The organism is Sulfitobacter litoralis, from assembly GCF_900103185.1.
Taxonomy (GTDB): Bacteria; Pseudomonadota; Alphaproteobacteria; order Rhodobacterales; family Rhodobacteraceae; genus Sulfitobacter; species Sulfitobacter litoralis.
Genome location: NZ_FNJD01000005.1, coordinates 16,401 through 32,269 on the forward strand (window position 1 = coordinate 16,401; position 15,869 = coordinate 32,269).

General features: G+C 60.8%; 12 protein-coding genes. 3 read left to right on the forward strand and 9 right to left on the reverse strand.

Annotated features, from left to right (window positions below; all coding sequences use genetic code 11):
• Window positions 1–166: 166 nt before the first annotated feature.
• Window positions 167–3,103 (reverse strand): valine--tRNA ligase, encoded by a 2,937-nt coding sequence (locus BLQ98_RS05730; RefSeq protein WP_093732388.1) that lies wholly within the window; start codon window positions 3,101–3,103, stop codon window positions 167–169.
• 194 nt (window positions 3,104–3,297) lie between these two features.
• Between BLQ98_RS05730 and BLQ98_RS05735 the strand changes: the two genes are divergently transcribed.
• Complete coding sequence (locus BLQ98_RS05735; RefSeq protein WP_167354515.1) at window positions 3,298–5,595, forward strand: xanthine dehydrogenase family protein molybdopterin-binding subunit; 2,298 nt, start codon at window positions 3,298–3,300, stop codon at window positions 5,593–5,595.
• A 44-nt stretch (window positions 5,596–5,639) separates the two neighbouring features.
• Here the strand turns inward: BLQ98_RS05735 and BLQ98_RS05740 are convergent, their stop codons facing one another.
• Both BLQ98_RS05740 and metF read right to left on the reverse strand, forming a co-directional pair.
• Window positions 5,640–6,125 (reverse strand): PaaI family thioesterase, encoded by a 486-nt coding sequence (locus BLQ98_RS05740; protein WP_093732389.1) that lies wholly within the window; start codon window positions 6,123–6,125, stop codon window positions 5,640–5,642.
• 75 nt (window positions 6,126–6,200) lie between these two features.
• Window positions 6,201–7,067, reverse strand: coding sequence for a methylenetetrahydrofolate reductase [NAD(P)H] (gene metF, locus BLQ98_RS05745; RefSeq protein WP_093732390.1), 867 nt, complete (start codon window positions 7,065–7,067; stop codon window positions 6,201–6,203).
• 96 nt (window positions 7,068–7,163) lie between these two features.
• On the opposite strand from metF, the gene BLQ98_RS05750 reads away from it, so the two are divergent.
• Entirely contained in the window at window positions 7,164–8,069 is a 906-nt protein-coding gene (locus BLQ98_RS05750) for a LysR family transcriptional regulator (RefSeq protein WP_093732391.1), read from the forward strand.
• 12 nt (window positions 8,070–8,081) lie between these two features.
• Here the strand turns inward: BLQ98_RS05750 and BLQ98_RS05755 are convergent, their stop codons facing one another.
• The 3 genes from BLQ98_RS05755 to BLQ98_RS05765 all read right to left on the reverse strand — a co-directional run bounded on the left by BLQ98_RS05755 (window position 8,082) and on the right by BLQ98_RS05765 (window position 10,253).
• Complete coding sequence (locus tag BLQ98_RS05755) at window positions 8,082–8,579, reverse strand: RES family NAD+ phosphorylase (protein WP_093732392.1); 498 nt, start codon at window positions 8,577–8,579, stop codon at window positions 8,082–8,084.
• Complete coding sequence (gene parS / locus BLQ98_RS05760; protein ID WP_093732393.1) at window positions 8,576–9,082, reverse strand: Xre family toxin-antitoxin system antitoxin; 507 nt, start codon at window positions 9,080–9,082, stop codon at window positions 8,576–8,578. Before parS ends, BLQ98_RS05755 begins: the two co-directional genes overlap by 4 nt.
• Before the next feature lie 130 nt (window positions 9,083–9,212).
• Complete coding sequence (locus BLQ98_RS05765; protein ID WP_093732394.1) at window positions 9,213–10,253, reverse strand: NADPH-dependent curcumin/dihydrocurcumin reductase; 1,041 nt, start codon at window positions 10,251–10,253, stop codon at window positions 9,213–9,215.
• 160 nt (window positions 10,254–10,413) lie between these two features.
• Here BLQ98_RS05765 and BLQ98_RS05770 point away from each other — a divergent pair, with 160 nt between their 5' ends.
• Window positions 10,414–11,199 (forward strand): inositol monophosphatase family protein, encoded by a 786-nt coding sequence (locus BLQ98_RS05770; RefSeq protein WP_093732395.1) that lies wholly within the window; start codon window positions 10,414–10,416, stop codon window positions 11,197–11,199.
• 62 nt (window positions 11,200–11,261) lie between these two features.
• Here the strand turns inward: BLQ98_RS05770 and BLQ98_RS05775 are convergent, their stop codons facing one another.
• The 3 genes from BLQ98_RS05775 to putA all read right to left on the reverse strand — a co-directional run bounded on the left by BLQ98_RS05775 (window position 11,262) and on the right by putA (window position 15,862).
• On the reverse strand, window positions 11,262–11,633 hold the full coding sequence (locus BLQ98_RS05775) for a GFA family protein (RefSeq protein ID WP_093732396.1): 372 nt from the start codon (window positions 11,631–11,633) through the stop codon (window positions 11,262–11,264).
• The gene (locus tag BLQ98_RS05780; protein WP_093732397.1) at window positions 11,630–12,373 is read right to left on the reverse strand and encodes a rhomboid family intramembrane serine protease; all 744 of its coding nucleotides are present in this window, start codon (window positions 12,371–12,373) and stop codon (window positions 11,630–11,632) included. The genes BLQ98_RS05775 and BLQ98_RS05780 overlap by 4 nt, the downstream gene beginning before the upstream one ends.
• A 69-nt stretch (window positions 12,374–12,442) precedes the next feature.
• Complete coding sequence (gene putA, locus BLQ98_RS05785) at window positions 12,443–15,862, reverse strand: bifunctional proline dehydrogenase/L-glutamate gamma-semialdehyde dehydrogenase PutA (RefSeq protein WP_093732398.1); 3,420 nt, start codon at window positions 15,860–15,862, stop codon at window positions 12,443–12,445.
• Between the last annotated feature and the right edge of the window lie 7 nt (window positions 15,863–15,869).

Sequence of the window (15,869 nt, forward strand, 5' to 3'; positions counted from 1 at the left end):
GCCTTCCAAATGGACGATCTTTGCTTCCCAGCGAGGACCGCAGATCAATCAGCGCAGACATTCATTTCCAAATGGTAAAAAAATCCTCGCCGAAGGCCTCTTTTGGTGCGTCAAAAGAGTTTTTAGCCTTCGGCGAGGATTTAAAGCCATTTGGAAGCAGCCCGGATTACCCCAGTTCTGCCAAGCGGTTCAGCGCTGCCTGAAGCTGGTCTGCTTCTTCTTGCCGTGCATCGAGATTGCCTTGGGCCTCGGCAACAACCTCGGCAGGGGCGGAGGCCGCGAATTTGGGGTTGTTCAAACGTCCTTTCAGCCCGCCGATTTCCTTGCCTAGCTTGTCGAGCGACTTTTGCAGACGCGCTTTTTCAGCGTCGATGTCGATCAGGCCGGCCAGCGGCAAGCCAAAGCTGGCCCCCGGTGCCGCGATAGAGACGGTGCCTTTGGGGAAAGTCTCTGCCTTATCCAAGGTTTCGACCCGTGCCAGCCGTTTGATCATCGCCTCGTTGCCGTCCCATGCGGTTTGGCCTGCGGCGTCCATGTCGGTATAAAGCATCGGCACTTTGAGCCCCGCAGGCACATGCATCTGTTGACGTGCTGAACGAATGGATTCGATCAGGCCGATCACCCAGTTGAGTTCGCGGTCGGCGTCGGCGTCCAGCATCTCGGCGGTGCTGTAGGTCGGCCAGTCGCCATGCACCAGCATCTTGGAACGGGTCGCCGTGGTCTGCCACAGTTCCTCGGTGATGTAGGGCATGATCGGGTGCAGCAGGACAAGGCACTGATCCAGCACCCATTTCAACGTCTGGCGTGTCTCGGCGGCCTCTGGCGCATCGTCTTGCAGCAGGGGTTTGGACAGCTCTACATACCAGTCGCAAACCTTGCCCCAGACAAAGGCATAAAGCGCATTGGCCGCGTCATTGAAGCGATAGTTGTCCAATGCGGCGTCGACCTCTTCGCGAACGCGAGCGGTTTCGCCGATGATCCATTTGTTGAGCGTGTGGTCGACTTGGGTGTGACTGGTGTAGGCCACCGTCGCGACGCTGTCCTCGAACACGCCGTTCATCTCGGCGAAACGGTGGGCGTTCCACAGTTTGGTGCCGAAGTTGCGGTAGCCGGCGATGCGTTGTGTCGACAGTTTCAGGTCGCGCCCCATGGCGGCCATTGCCGTCAGGGTAAAGCGCACCGCATCCGCGCCGTATTCGTCGATCAGGTCCAGCGGGTCCAGCACGTTGCCGAGCGATTTGGACATCTTCTTGCCCTTCTCGTCGCGCACCAGCGCGTGGACATAGACGGTGTCGAACGGATTTTGATCGACCACGGCGTATTGCATCATCATCATTCGGGCGACCCAGAAGAAGATAATATCGAAACCAGTGATCAGCACCGAGGTGGGGAAGTATTTCGCCAGCTCGTCCGTCTGTTCGGGCCAGCCAAGCGTGCCGATGGGCCAAAGGCCGGAGGAGAACCACGTGTCAAGGACATCGGGGTCGCGGGTCAGTGTCTTGCCGGGTGCCATCGCTTGCGCTTCGGGTTCGGTCGCAGCGCAGTATTCATTGCCCTCGTCATCAAACCACACAGGGATCTGGTGGCCCCACCACAGTTGACGCGAGATGCACCAAGGTTCGATATTCTCGAGCCAGTGGAAATACACCTTTTTATCCTGCTCGGGCAGGATTTGGACATCACCATTGCGCACGGCGTCGATGGCGGGTTGCACGATTTTCGAGGTCTCAACAAACCATTGGTCGGTCAGCATGGGTTCGATCACTACTTTGGATCGGTCACCAAACGGCTGCATGATCTTCTTGGGCTCGACCAGCGGGACCAGCATTTCGTCACGCTCTTCGCCGCCTTCTTCTGGGGCGAGGGGGGCTTTGACAGGCTTGCCCAAGCGCGGATCGGTCGGCGGCACCATGACGGCCAAGCCTTCGGCGGTGATATCGGCGATGACCTTGGTGCGCGCCTCGAACCGGTCGAGGCCGCGGTATTCTCCGGGCACGAGGTTGATCTCTGTCGCGTCCGTTGGGGCGTCTTCACGGCCATCGGCGATGGCCTGTGCGCGGGCGGCTGCTTCGTCATAAGGCAGGCCGTCGGCGCGCATGGCCCCGCGGGTGTCCATCAGCGCGTAGAGCGGAATGTTGTTGCGTTTCGCGACGCCGTAGTCGTTGAAGTCATGCGCGCCGGTGATCTTGACCGCGCCCGAGCCAAAATTCTTGTCGGGGTATTCGTCGGTGATGATCGGGATGCGGCGGCGCTGTGCTTTGGGGCCGACCGGGATTTCGCACAGCTTGCCAACGATGGGCGCATAGCGTTCGTCGGATGTGTGTACCGCAACCGCGCCATCGCCCAGCATGGTTTCGGGGCGGGTTGTTGCGATCGAGATGTAATCGCGTTCCTCGGTCAGCGTTACGTTACCGTCTTCGTCTTTCTCGACGTAGGTGTAGGTCGCGCCATCGGCCAGAGGGTATTTGAAGTGCCACATGTGGCCGTCAACTTCGGTGGATTCGACCTCGAGGTCGGAAATCGCGGTCTCGAAATGCGGGTCCCAGTTGACCAGACGCTTGCCGCGATAGATCAGCCCTTTGTTGTACATATCCACGAAGACCTTGATCACGGCGTCGTGGAAGTTGCCTTCCTCGCCCGCGGGGGCACCCGGCGCACCGGACATGGTGAAAGCGTTGCGCGACCAATCAAGCGAGGTGCCCAGGCGTTTGAGCTGGCCGATAATCGTGCCGCCGGACTTCTGCTTTTGCTCCCAGACTTTGGCGGTGAATTCTTCGCGGGTGAAATCGGTGCGGCGTTTGCCGTCTTTCGCAAGCTCGCGTTCCACCACCATCTGCGTCGCGATACCGGCGTGGTCCTGACCGGGCTGCCACAGCGTGTCAAAGCCGCGCATGCGGTGCCAGCGCACCAGAATGTCCTGCAATGTATTGTTGAATGCATGGCCCATGTGCAGCGACCCTGTCACGTTGGGCGGCGGGATCATGACCGAGAAGGTTTCCTTGCGCGAGGCGTTGGCACCGGCCTTGAAGGCACCGGCGTCTTCCCATGCGGCATAGAGGCGGGCTTCGGCCTGGGCGGCGTCAAAATTCTTGTCGAGGGCCATGATCAGCGTCCTTCTTTTAGCGTAGCGCTTTAAGCTTTGGGATGATCTAGCCGAGCGGGGCGTAAAGGGGAAGGCTGGGGCGTTGAAAACTTGGCGTCGCTGTGCCAGCTTTCGCCGCGCATCGTATGGACATCGCTGGTTTCGCGCTTAAGGTCGGGCGCAAAGCCAAGATGATGATCAAAGGATGCCGCCAGATGGAAAAGTTCGGGAAAAGCCAACCGGTCAAACGGGTTGAGGATGTGCGGTTTCTGACCGGCGAGGGGCGCTATGTGGATGACATTGCGCCTGCCGACGCGCTGCATGCCTATTTCTTCCGATCTCCTGTCGCGCATGGGGTGATCACCACACTGGATGTCACGGATGCGTCCGAGGCAGACGGCGTACACGCTGTCCTGACAATCAAGGATCTGGAAGCTGCCGGCATGGATATCTCTATGGCGGCGACGGTGTTGCAGAACCGAGATGGCAGCGAAGGGGCCAAGCCGTTGCGCCCCATGCTTGCGAAGGACCGTGTGCGTTTCGTCGGGGAACCTGTTGCGGTGGTGATCGCCGAGACGATGAACCAGGCGCGTGACGCCGCAGAGCTGATCATGTTCGAGGTAGACGATCTGCCCACCCATATGACGCTGGAGCGTGGCGGCGAGACGCTGCATCCAGAAGCGCCGGACAATATGGCATTCGACTGGGGCATGGGGGATGAGGAGGCCACGCAAAAGGCATTCGATGCGGCGGCAAAAACGGTCAGCCTGAACGTCGGAGACAACCGTATCATCGTCAACGCGATGGAGCCGCGCGGCTGTTATGCTGAATGGGCCGACGGCAAGGTGCATGTTTCCAACAACGGGCAGGGCGTTTGGGTGCACAAAGGCAACCTCAAACGCGTGTTCGGGCTAGATGACGACCACGTACAGGTGACCAACCCCGATACGGGCGGTGGTTTCGGCATGAAGGCCGCGGCCTATCCCGAATACTTCTCGGTTGCGCAGGCGGCGCGGGCCTTGGGGCGTCCGGTGCGCTGGATGTCGGACCGGACCGAAGCCATGCTCAGCGACAATGGCGGGCGCGATCTGACCTCGCTTGCGGAATTCGCCTTTGACGAAAACAACAAGATCACGGCCTACCGCGTCCGCACCAAATGCAACCTCGGGGCCTATAACAGCCAGTTCGGCCAGCCCATTCAGGCGCTCCTGTTCAGCAAGGTTTTGATGGGGGTCTATGATGTGCAGACCACGTGGCTGCAGGTCGAAGGCTATTACACCAATACCGTTCAGACCGACGCCTATCGCGGTGCTGGCCGGCCCGAAGCGATTTATGTGCTGGAGCGGCTGATGGACCGCGCAGCGCGCGAATTGGGTGTCGACCCGTGGGAGCTGCGGCGGATCAACTTTATCAAACCCGAACAGTTTCCCTATACCTCAGCCACGGGCGAGCAGTACGATGTAGGTGAATTCAACCGCTTGCTGACCCGCGTCGCGGTCGAGGCGGATCACGATGGCTTTGCCGCACGCAAGGCGGCGGATGCGGCAAAGGGGCTGCTGCGCGGGCAGGGGCTTTGCTATTACATCGAAAGCATTCTCGGCGATCCGGCAGAGGGGGCCAAGGTCGAGTTTAATGCCGATGGCACCGTGTTTATCTATGTCGGCACCCAGTCTAACGGGCAGGGGCATGAAACCGTCTATGCACAATTCCTGTCGGATCAGACGGGCATTCCGGCAGAGCTGATCCACGTCATTCAGGGCGATAGCGATCTGATCAAACAGGGCGGCGGCACTGGTGGGTCGCGCTCTGTCACCACGCAAAGCACGGCGACGCTGGCTACGGTGGCCAAGATGACCGATGCGTTTACCGCCTTTCTGTCTGAGGAAATGGGTGTGCCTGCGGCGCAGATTAGCTTTGACGACGAACGCTTTCGCGCAGACGGGTCGAACATGACGCCCACCATGCTGGAGGTCGCCGAGATGGCGCGCCAGAAGGGCCGCGACGATCTGCTGGTGCATCACGAACGCGCAACCCTACCGGGGCGCAGCTATCCCAACGGGGCGCATGTATCCGAGGTTGTGATTGACCCCGAAACAGGCGTTGTGACCGTGGACCGCTATACGGTGGTGGATGATTTCGGTAATCTGATCAACCCGATGCTGGCCGAAGGTCAGGTCCATGGCGGGGTGGTGCAGGGCATTGGCCAAGCCATTCAGGAACATGTCGTCTATGACGAAGACGGCCAACTGCTGACGGCCTCGTTCATGGATTATGCGATACCCCGCGCGGCGGACGTGCCGTTTGTGTCGTTCAACTCTGAACCCGTGCCGTCGACCGCAAACCTGATGGGGATGAAGGGCTGCGGCGAGGCGGGAACCGTCGGTGCATTGGCGGCCGTGTCGAACGCGGTACAAGATGCGTTGTGGGACCGTGGCGTGCGTCAGGCCGACATGCCGTTCACGCCGCATAAAGTGTGGACCTTGCTGAACGACAGCGCAATCGCAGCAGAATAAGCTTGGTTGCATCGGGGCGGGCCAGACGCCCCGATGCCTTCGTCTTAGGTCGCGATCTTCATCACGATACAGGTGGTCGAACCGGTTGCGTAAAGCTTGCCATCCTCGACCCCGCGAATTTCCCCATGCGCCACACCGGTAGAGCGGCCGACGTGATCGGTCGTTCCGATGCAGTCAACCTGCATGCCCAAGGGGATCGAACGCAGAATGTTAATCTTGTATTCCAGCGTCGTATAAACCGATCCGCGCGGGACTTTTGTCATCACAGCGCAGGCCATCGCGGAATCAAGCAAGGTGCCGTACCAGCCGCCGTGCACGGTTCCCATGGGGTTGGTCACGTTGAACTCGGGCGTGCCACGAAACACCGCGCGCCCGTCCGAAATGTCGTGCAGCATATAGCCCATAGTCGCACCGATGGGCGGGCCCGGGTTGGTGCCGTCCAGAATTTTCTGCATGAACTCCAGCCCGCTAAGCGCAAGCGCTTCGGACTGGCTCAGCAGATCTTGGGGTGTTTCGGCAAGGCGTGGCATAAAAAAATCTCCGGCAGTTGCGTGCCGGAGAAGAGTGCCGTTGTTCTTGACCCAAGGGCAAGTTGTGCGGTGGTTTTACGCCACGTCGGACAGCGATGTTTGCGCCGTCACCCCAAGGGCACGACAGACGGCGCGGGTCAGTTCCGGCCGGTTGAGCGTGTAGAAGTGCAGATTCTCGACACCTTCCGACACCAGCTCGCTGCACATTTCGGTGCATAGCGCGGTGGACAGCAGGTCATGACGGTCATCGCGGATCGCGGCGGCATAGGCTTCGTCTAATGCTGCTGGCACGCTGGCCCCGCAGCGGGTGGCAAAGTTGCGCGCCGATTTCCAGTTTGTCACCGGCATGATGCCCGGCGTGATCGGTTTGGTGATGCCTGCTGCCGCGCAGGCATCGCGGAACCGCAGGAATGTTTCGGCCTCGAAAAAGAACTGGGTGATCGCCTCGTCCGCGCCCGCGTCGAACTTGCGCTTTAGCCATTCGACGTTTTGCGCCTGATCCGGGGATTCGGGATGCGGTTCGGGGTAGGCACCGACGCGCAGGGTAAACTTGCCGGTATTTGCAAGCGCCTCGATCAGTTCGACACTATCTGCAAAGCCGTCGGCATGGGGGGTAAAGGTCGCTGCACCGTTTTCGGGATCACCGCGCAGGGCGACAATATCGGTCACGCCGATCTCGGCAAAACTATTGGCGACTTCCAGCGTCTCGGCCTTGCTGGCACCCACGCACGTCAGGTGGGCGGCGACGGGCAGCCCGGAGGTGCGGCGCAAAACATGGGCCGAATCATGGGTCAGGTCACGGGTAGATCCGCCCGCACCGTAGGTGACGGAAAAGAAACGCGGAGCCAGCGGTGCCAAGGCCTGCGCCGTATCCCAAAGACGGAACGACGCGTCCACGGACTTGGGCGGGAAGACTTCGAATGAAACGGCGGGGCTGGTCATTTTTACGATCCTGTTTTTAGCTTTCAACTCTTGTCGCACAGATGTGGTTGTGAAACAAACTCATAACTTTCATCTTCAACATGAGGAACGCCTCATATGCATATTGAGTTCCGTCACCTGCGCACCATTCAGGCGATTCACGAGGCCGGCGGGCTGGCCCGCGCAGCAGAGACCATGAACATCACCCAATCAGCCTTGTCGCATCAGGTAAAGGGCTTGGAAGATCAGGCTGGCGTTGAACTTTTCGTGCGCCGTTCCAAACCGCTAAAGCTGTCGCCTGCGGGGTTGCGGTTGCTCAAGTTGGCGCAGCAGGTCTTGCCGCAGCTAGAAGCCGCACAGGCGGAATTCATGGGGTTGCGGGCGGGCAGCACAGGCCGGATGCATATCGCCATTGAATGTCACGCCTGTTTCGAATGGCTGTTCCCTGTGCTTGAACAATTCCGCAAAAGCTGGCCCGATGTGGATGTCGATATCCGCCCCGGGCTGGCCTTTGACGCTTTGCCTGCCTTGCTGCGCGAAGAGGTGGATCTGGTGGTCTCCTCTGATCCCGAAGACCTGCCGGGCGTGAAATTCGTCGAGCTGTTTGATTACAAGGCAGTCTTTGTCGCCTCCAGCACGCATCCCTTGGCGCAGGAGCCTTTCGTTGAGGCGGCGGATTTCAGGGGCGAGACGCTGATTACCTATCCGGTGGAACGCACACGTCTTGATGTGTTCAGCCAGTTGCTGATCCCCGCCAAAGTCGAACCGCTGGCGATCCGGCAGGTGGAGCTAACGGCGGTGATCCTGCTGCTGGTGGCATCAAACAGAGGCGTGTCGGTGCTGCCCGATTGGGTCGTGCGCGAAGTGAAATACAGCAATGATTACGTCACCCGCCCGCTGACCGAGAACGGCATCACCCGCAGGCTTTATGCGGCTGTTCGCGAGGATGATCTGGAGAAGCCGTTTATGACCAAGCTCTTGGGGTTGGCGGGCGAAGAGGCGCGAAAGCTGCAACGGGCCTAGTCGGCGCTGCCCTTAGCGGTGCAACCGTGGGTCGAGCGCGAAGTCTTCTTGCACCACGTCGTCGTAATGACTGGCTGTCTTTTGCGCGTCAAAGATCAGGTTCCAGCTGTGGCGCGAAACGGTGGACGGGATCAGCACAAACAGGTGATCGCGTAGCAGCGCGTCGCCAAATCCTTTTTGCCCCGCACCATGGGCACCGGGCACCAGCCAGTTCGGGTTGGGGACATCCGCGGCTTGCACCACATGCACCGTCGCTGGGTCGATCACACGGCCTGATGTCAGCACGTGATGCGCGGTGTCCAGCGCCTTGAACCCCTTGTGCACCGCAACCTCGAGGATCGCGGTGGCAGGGTCTAGCGCGGTATAGACAGCCCGCACACCGGGGCTGTTCCAGCGCCCGCCCACACGGTACGCGCCTTCGCCGCTATGCCAGGTGGGTGCATGCTGCCGTTGATCCAACCGCCAAAAACGCAGTGCGCCTGACCCGAGGGGCGGCGGCAAAGGCGTCAAGCGTAGACCCCGTACTCCATCCGGGTGAGGGCGTTTTCAACGGCTTCGGCCCCCGCGGCCGACGACAGCAGGTCAATCGGACGCCGGTTGTCCAAGCTGATGGCAGGGGCCAGCATCCACGCCTCGGCGGCATCTTGATCGCCTAGAACATCGGTCGCCTGCGCCAGCAGTTCGGCAAAGCGCCACGCTCGGCTGCTTTGCTCGATGGAGAGACGGTCCTTGCCCTTGTCGGCTTTCTTGCGCTGAAGCGTGCGCAGGCTCATACCGATCGCTTTGTTCAGCGCGTCGCCCGAGGACAGCACCGACACAGTATCGACCAGATGCAGCAGCGCCTTAGAAGAGATGCCTTTGACAATCACATCATGCGCCTCAAGCGAGTTGCGCACCGTCTGGTTGATCACCTTGCGCCCGCCCAGCAGGTGGAACGCACGCAGGGCACCATCTGCATCGACATCGATCAAGGGGATTGCATTTTTGTCGGATTGAAAGGCGGTCGCACCCATAGCTGCACTCCTTTTCGTCATGTGTCGTAAAATATATGACACGTGACGCCGTGTTTTTCAAGGGGGCAGGGGGTTGTTCGCCGTAGGTACAAAAGGGGGCAGGGGCGCGTGCGCCCCCGCCCGACTGGTGTTAGCCGACCTTAACGATGGCCTTGCCTTGGTTGCCGCCGGTCAACAGGTCCATAAAGGCTTGTGGGGCGTTTTCGAGGCCCTCGGTGATGTCCTCTTTTACCGCGATGGAGCCATCTGCCACTTTGGGGGCGACTTCCTTGAGGAAATTGGGGAAGTTGTTCCAGTGGTTTGAAATGATGAAGCCATTCACGCTGAGGAAGTTCACCAGGATCGTGCGCCACAGTTTCGGCGCGGTCAGCGCCTCTTCGGCAGCATTCGCGCCCAATCCACCGGCGTTATACCATGCGATCATACCGCAGATCGGAATACGCCCGTGCGGATTCATCATCGGGATAACGGCTTCAAGCACTTTGCCGCCGACGTTTTCAAAGTAGATGTCGATGCCTTTGGGGCAGGCGTCTTTAAGCGCGGCACGCAGCGATTTCGCGTCATCATAGGCGCGGTGGTCGATGCATTCATCAAAACCGAAGTGGTCTTTGGCCATGGCGCATTTGTCCGCGCCGCCCGCGATGCCCACAACACGCAGCCCGTGCGACTTGGCGATCTGGCCAACCATAGACCCGACGGGGCCGGTTGCAGCGGCGACGACAAGTGTTTCACCCTCCTTTGGGCGACCATATTCCATCAAACCTTGCCATCCGGTAAACCCGGGCATGCCCAAAACGCCAAGCGATGTGGTGATCGACACTTGATCAGGATCGACTTTGCGCAGCTGGTTGGCGGGCAGGACGCCGTGCGTGGCCCAGCCCAGCATACCGAACGCATGGTCACCCGGTTTCAAATCGGGGCTGTTAGAGGCAATGACCTCTCCGACCGAACCGCCCTCCATCGTGCCGCCGACCGGCACCGGCGCGGCATAGGATTTCGCGTCATCCATGCGGCCCCGCATGTAGGGGTCAAGCGACATGTATTTAATGCGGACCAGCACTTCGCCGTCGCCGGGTGTGGGCACAGGGCCCTCTTCGAGGCGGAAGTTATCGGCCGTCGGGGCCCCGTCAGGGCGCGATGCAAGCACAATTCGTTTCATCTGGTCGGACATTTTGCTTTCCTCCTTAGCAATGTTTCTGGCACGTTATATGTTAATCGAAGGCAGACAAGAGAACCGTGCGCGCCACGTTGCGTCAGATGATGCTGCCCCCTTGGCAAATGCCGTATGGGGGCTTATACGCACGGCCTGATCCATCAAAGGACACGGAAATATGGTTGGCAGTGCAAATCTAAACATCATGATCAAGGCGGCCCGCCGTGCGGGGCGCGGACTGGTCAAGGATTTCCGTGAGGTCGAGAACCTTCAGGTGTCCATGAAAGGTGCCGGCGACTTTGTCAGCCGCGCTGATATTCAGGCCGAACAGACGCTGAAAGCCGAACTGATGAGCGCGCGCCCGACCTATGGCTGGTTGGCCGAGGAAGGCGGCGGCGAAGAGGGGCAAGACCCCACACGCCGCTGGATCGTCGACCCGTTGGACGGCACCACCAACTTTTTGCACGGGCTGCCGCATTGGGCGGTCTCCATCGCGCTAGAGCATAAAGGCCAGATCGTTGCTGGCGTGGTATTCGACCCCGCCAAGGACGAGATGTTCTTTGCTGAAAAGGGTGCCGGTGCGTGGATGAACGAAGGACGTCTGCGCGTCTCGGGCCGTTCGCGTATGATTGAATCGATTTTTGCCACCGGACTGCCTTTTGCCGGTCGCGCAGATTTGCCAGATACCTTGCGTGATCTGGGCCGCATCCTGCCGGTCTGCGCCGGTGTGCGCCGTTGGGGCTCTGCCGCGCTGGATCTGGCCTATGTGGCCGCCGGTCGCTACGATGGCTACTGGGAGCGCCGGTTGAACAAATGGGATCTGGCAGCGGGCATGTTGATCGTGCGCGAAGCGGGCGGCATGGTCGAGCCGCTGAACCCCGAAGGCAACATTCTGGACGATGGTGAAATCGTCTGCGCCAACGAGGCGCTGTTCAGCGGATTTGCGAAAATCGCTCGCGGTTGATCCGGTTGCCGGGGGCATAATGCCTTCGGCGAGGATTTATACCATTTGGAAGCATCCGTCGGCTATTTGTCTGACGGGTGGTTTATGCCGTCGCTGTAGGGGATCGGTTCCTGCGTCCAGGGCGTGGCCCCTTCGATACACCCCAGATTGACCCCGCATTGCGCCGGGTCGGATCGTCGCTGGTGGTACATATAGATGCCGCAAATTTTACAGAAATAATGCTTCGCCGTATGGGTGCCCCAGGTGTAGAGCGTCAGATGTTCTGCGCCTTTGGTTACCTTGAGCGCACTGGTGATCGCCGTGACGGCCGGTGCCGCGCGGCGTCGGCAGAAGGAACAGGTGCAGCGCGCGGCAGAGGCCAGCCCCTCTGGCAAGGTGGCGGTCAGGGTGACGCTGCCGCAGTGACAGGTCGCGCTATGGGTGCTGGCGGTCATTTGCGTCTTACCTTTGGGATGCGGCTGGCACTGGCGGGATAGGTTGCTTGCGGATGCGGCGGGTGCCCATCGGTGGTCGACCAGAATCGCGGCCCACCCAACCGTAGCCAAAGCGGTATCGTAAGAACCATCCCCACGATAAACCCGCCAGCATGGGCCCAATAGGCCACGCCGCCGACGGTGGGGTCAGCCCCGACGCCGCCGATAAACTGCATCCCCAGCCACAGGCCCAGCATGATCCATGCGGGGATCGGGAAGATACGGAAGAACACAATAAAGATAATCAGGATGTCGACTTTGGCTTTGGGGTACAGCAAGAGGTAGCCGCCCATTACACCTGCAATCGCGCCCGATGCCCCGACTGTCGGGACCGGCGAATAGGGGGCAGAGATCACATGAGCCAGCGCCGACAGCAGGCCGCAGGCGAGGTAGAACAGCAAATAGCCGCCGTGGCCCATTTCGTCCTCTATGTTGTCGCCGAAGATGTAGAGAAACAGCATGTTACCGGCCAGATGCATCCATCCGCCGTGCAAGAACATAGAGGTGAAGATGCCGGTATAGCCGTCCCCCGTAGTGACGCGGCCGGGGATCAGCGCCCAGTCGAAAAAGAAGATGTTGAGCGCACGGTTGTCGCTGAACAGCCCGACATAGCTGAGGAAAACGCCAATATTCACCGCCATCAGCAGGTAGGTGACATAGGGCGTGCGGCCGGACGGGTTGTGATCGCGAATGGGGAACATGGGCTGACCCTTAGCCATTGCGCGGGTGTGGTCAAGGGCGGGCGTCGGAACGCCCGCCCTTGGGTCAGATCAGCCGGCTGCCCCCAACAGCTGCGCGTTCCCGCCAGAGGCGGTGGTGTCGACGCAGACGTGACGTTCTGCGCGGACGCGGGCGGTGTCAGGCAGTCCGCGCAGGAGCGGAATGATCGGCCCGTCGCGTTCAGACAGGGCCTGTTCCAGTTTGCGCGCGGTCGCCTCGTCGCCCCACCACAGTACACCACCATAGGCTGGTCCATCGGTCAGCGCCGTCGGGTCGATGCTGCCCGGAAGCGCGACCGCATTGCCGCCAAGGGCCGTGACCGCGCGGGCTTGCTCGGCTGCGGTGTCTTTGCCCGGGCCCATACACAGCAGCGCCGGACGCGGCAGGGTGCTGAGCCGGTTGGATTCGCCCGTGGGCCCCGGTAGGGTGATGGTTTCGAGGAAGGCTCCGCTGTGATCCGGCAGACGGGGCAGGTCGCTTTGTGTGCTGTCCCATGTTTCGTCTACCACCTTGAGGTCGGGCGCGCTGAAGCGGGGCAGGTAGTTCGGCCCGCCGGCTTTTGGCCCCGTGCCTGAAAGACCTTCGCCACCAAAGGGCTGGCTGCCGACGATCGCGCCGATCTGGTTGCGGTTGACGTAGATGTTGCCCGCCTCGATCCGTTCAGAGATATGTTGCACACGGTCGTCGATCCGTGTGTGCAGGCCAAAGGTCAGCCCATAGCCCGTCGCATTAATGGCATCGACGACCTTGTTCAGCTCGGTCGCCTTGAAGGTGGCGATATGCAAAACGGGGCCGAAGATCTCGCGCTCCAGGTCGGCGATGCCCTTCACGCGGATCATTGTTGGCGCGATAAAAGTGCCAGCCGTCGGCGCGGTAAGCTCGGCGATAACCCGACCATCGGCGCGGGCGGCGTCGATATGCTCGGCGATGCCTTTTTGCGCGGTCTCATCGATCACCGGCCCGACATCGGTCGAGATGTCCCAAGGGTTGCCCATAACCAGTGCGTCCATCGCCCCTTCGAGCATTTCGATCACGTCTTCGGCGATGTCTTCCTGAATATAGAGGCAGCGCAGGGCAGAGCAGCGTTGCCCCGCCGATTGGAACGCGCTTTCGACAATGGATTGTACGGCCTGTTCGGGCAGGGCGGTGCTGTCGACGATCATGGCGTTCAGGCCGCCGGTTTCCGCAATCAAGATCGCGCCGGGATCGCAATGTTCGGCCATGGCAGAGCGGATGCGCAGCGCCGTGTTGGTCGAGCCGGTAAAGGCCACGCCGTTGATCCGCTTGTCCGAGGTTAAAGCCGCGCCGACCTCGCCGCCACCGGGCAGCAATTGCAACGCGTGGCGGGGGACGCCAGCGTCATGCAAAAGGGTTACCGCAAGGAAGGCGATCAGCGGTGTTTGTTCGGCTGGTTTGGCCAGCACCGCGTTGCCCGCAGCCAGTGCCGCGCTGACCTGCCCGCAGAAGATCGCCAGCGGGAAATTCCAAGGCGAGATGCAGGTGAAAAGGCCAGCGGGCGGCGTGTTGGTCGCTTGCTGTGCGTAGTAGCGCAGGAAATCCACCGCCTCGCGCAGTTCTGCCACGCAGTCGGGCAGGCCCTTGCCGGCCTCGCGCGACAGCAGGGCGAAAATCTCGCCGTAGTGCGATTCCAGCATGTCTGCCGCGCGTAACAGGACTTCGCGGCGTTCTTCTAGCGGGGCGTCCCACACGGCGGCGTTGTCCAGTGCTTTGGTCACGTCCGCCTCTGAGGCATTACGCACCGTGCCGGGGCTGCGACTGGAGGCAGCGGGGTTGATCAAGCGCACGGCTTTCTTGGGCTTTGCCTCACCGTTCAGGAGAGGCACTGCGGCCCAGCGGTGTGCCTTCCACGGGGCACGGGCAGATTCGATGACATCCAGCGTCGGCGTGTGCATCAGATCGAACCCCATCGAGTTCACGCGCGCAGGGGCGTAAAGTTCGGGGCCGGTCGGGATGTGCATGCCGCTTTCGGCAAGGCTGTCGAACGGATCAGCGGCGACGACCTCGGGGGCGACGTCTTCATCGACGATCTGGTTCACAAAGCTCGAGTTTGCGCCGTTTTCCAACAGGCGTCGCACAAGATAGGCCAGCAGATCGGCATGTGCGCCCACGGGGGCGTAGACGCGACAATGGGTACCGTGTTTCTCCATCACGATGTTGTGCAGAGTTTCGCCCATGCCGTGCAGACGTTGGAATTCGAACTTCGCTTTATCGTCGGCCATGTGCAGTACAGCAGCGACCGTATGGGCGTTATGGGTGGCGAACTGCGGATAAATCCGGTCGGTCATGTTCAGCAGTTTGCGTGCATTGGCGATATAGGACACATCGGTCGCGGCTTTTTGGGTGAAGACGGGGAAACCTTCGACGCCTTTGACCTGTGCGCGTTTGATCTCGGTGTCCCAATATGCCCCTTTGACAAGACGGACCATCAGCTTGCGGTCGTGGCGGATCGCCATATCGTAGAGCGCGTCGATCACCACGCCTGCGCGAGGGCCATAAGCTTGTACCACGATGCCAAAGCCATCCCAGCCCGACAGCGCGGGTTCGGACAGGACCTGTTCGATTACATCCAGCGACAGGCCCAGACGATCGGCTTCTTCGGCGTCGACGTTCAGGCCCATGTTGGCGGATTTCGCCAGCAGGGCAAGCGCCCGCAGGCGCGGGACCAGATCGCGCATGACAGAGGTCTCTTGCGCCACCTCATACCGCGGATGCAGCGCCGAGAGTTTGACCGAGATGCCGGGGTTCTTGCGGCTGTCCTTGTGAATGCACGCGGTCGCGATGGCAGAGATCGCGCGGCTATAGCTCAGGTGGTAGCGCTTGGCGTCGCTTTCGGTGCGGGCGGCTTCGCCCAGCATGTCGTAGCTATAGGTATAGCCCTTCTTCTCCATGCCCTTGGCGCGTTCCATTGCGGCATTGATGTTTTCGCCCAGAACGAACTGCCGGCCCATTTCCTTCATCGCGCGGCTGACAGCGGTGCGGATCACCGGTTCGCCTAGACGTTTAATGGCAGCGCGCAGGTGGCGCACGGGGCCGGGTTGGTCATCGTCCAGCACGCGGCCGGTCAGCATCAGTGCCCACGTTGACGCGTTCACCAATGGCGAGGTGGAGTGCCCCATGTGACGCCCCCAATCGGACGGCGCGATCTTGTCCTCGATCAGCGCGTCGATGGTTTCGGCATCAGGCACGCGCAGCAGGGCTTCGGCCAGACACATGAGCGCGACACCCTCGTCGGTGGACAGACCGTATTCGGCCAGAAATACTTCCATGATACCGGGGGAGGTGTGGCCCCGGATGTCACGCACGATCTGTGCAGCGTCTTTGGTGATCTTGACCCGTTCCTCTGGCGACAGATGCGCGTTGCGCACCAGTTCACGCAAGACGTTGTCTTGGTCGGTGTAGGTGCCTGCGTCGATCTGGTGGCGCAAAATAGGGGACGAATCGCGTGCCATTAGGTAC

Coding starts and splice junctions, on each gene's coding strand:
- BLQ98_RS05730 (WP_093732388.1), bottom strand. CDS start 3,103: ATGGCCCTCGACAAGAATTTTGACGCCGCCCAGGCCGAAGCCCGCCTC.
- BLQ98_RS05735 (WP_167354515.1), top strand. CDS start 3,298: ATGGAAAAGTTCGGGAAAAGCCAACCGGTCAAACGGGTTGAGGATGTG.
- BLQ98_RS05740 (WP_093732389.1), bottom strand. CDS start 6,125: ATGCCACGCCTTGCCGAAACACCCCAAGATCTGCTGAGCCAGTCCGAA.
- metF (WP_093732390.1), bottom strand. CDS start 7,067: ATGACCAGCCCCGCCGTTTCATTCGAAGTCTTCCCGCCCAAGTCCGTG.
- BLQ98_RS05750 (WP_093732391.1), top strand. CDS start 7,164: ATGCATATTGAGTTCCGTCACCTGCGCACCATTCAGGCGATTCACGAG.
- parS (WP_093732393.1), bottom strand. CDS start 9,082: ATGGGTGCGACCGCCTTTCAATCCGACAAAAATGCAATCCCCTTGATC.
- BLQ98_RS05765 (WP_093732394.1), bottom strand. CDS start 10,253: ATGTCCGACCAGATGAAACGAATTGTGCTTGCATCGCGCCCTGACGGG.
- BLQ98_RS05770 (WP_093732395.1), top strand. CDS start 10,414: ATGGTTGGCAGTGCAAATCTAAACATCATGATCAAGGCGGCCCGCCGT.
- BLQ98_RS05775 (WP_093732396.1), bottom strand. CDS start 11,633: ATGACCGCCAGCACCCATAGCGCGACCTGTCACTGCGGCAGCGTCACC.
- BLQ98_RS05780 (WP_093732397.1), bottom strand. CDS start 12,373: ATGTTCCCCATTCGCGATCACAACCCGTCCGGCCGCACGCCCTATGTC.
- putA (WP_093732398.1), bottom strand. CDS start 15,862: ATGGCACGCGATTCGTCCCCTATTTTGCGCCACCAGATCGACGCAGGC.